The following is a 589-nucleotide window of genomic DNA, read 5'->3' as shown; positions in this document are numbered from 1 at the left end:
CTGACTGCCAAGGCATCCACCATGTACGCTTAGTCACTTAACCATACAACCCCAAGAAGTGTCGTCGAAACGACGCGACTTGTTGAAGTACAACAAGGACCAAAATAAATTTTGGTTTTCGCCAAGAAGTTTCCAAAGCACTTGTAACAAATGTTTGAGAACTACTTTTTAAATCAGCTTTCCAGATTGTTAAAGAGCAAACTTCATAAAGAAGTCAAAGACATAGATTGAACATCGCTCAATGCATGGCTTTTGCTTCTCGCAAAATACAGTACCGATTATGGTGGAGCTATGCGGGATCGAACCGCAGACCTCCTGCGTGCAAAGCAGGCGCTCTCCCAGCTGAGCTATAGCCCCATAATCGGGAACGAAGTGGTGGGTCTGAGTGGACTCGAACCACCGACCTCACCCTTATCAGGGGTGCGCTCTAACCACCTGAGCTACAGACCCACTTCGTGTACTGTCTCTAAACTTGAATCAAGGCAATCTGTGTGAACACTCAACAACTTCGTCATCTTAAGGTAAGGAGGTGATCCAACCCCAGGTTCCCCTAGGGTTACCTTGTTACGACTTCACCCCAGTCATGAAT

The 589-nt window shown here is 46.5% G+C and carries 2 tRNA genes and 1 rRNA gene; all 3 read right to left on the bottom strand.

Annotation, left to right across the window (positions count from 1 at the left end):
• Positions 1-281: 281 nt before the first annotated feature.
• A tRNA-Ala gene (locus tag OKC40_RS22870) sits at positions 282-357 on the bottom strand.
• Positions 358-373: 16 nt separating this feature from the next.
• A tRNA-Ile gene (locus OKC40_RS22865) sits at positions 374-450 on the bottom strand.
• A gap of 72 nt (positions 451-522) precedes the next feature.
• Positions 523-589, bottom strand: a 16S ribosomal RNA gene (locus tag OKC40_RS22860); the annotation flags it as partial.

The sequence above is a fragment of the Aeromonas sp. QDB11 genome, assembly GCF_027705265.1.
GTDB lineage: Bacteria > Pseudomonadota > Gammaproteobacteria > Enterobacterales > Aeromonadaceae > Aeromonas > Aeromonas allosaccharophila.
This window is presented reverse-complemented; position numbering and strand designations above follow the sequence as displayed.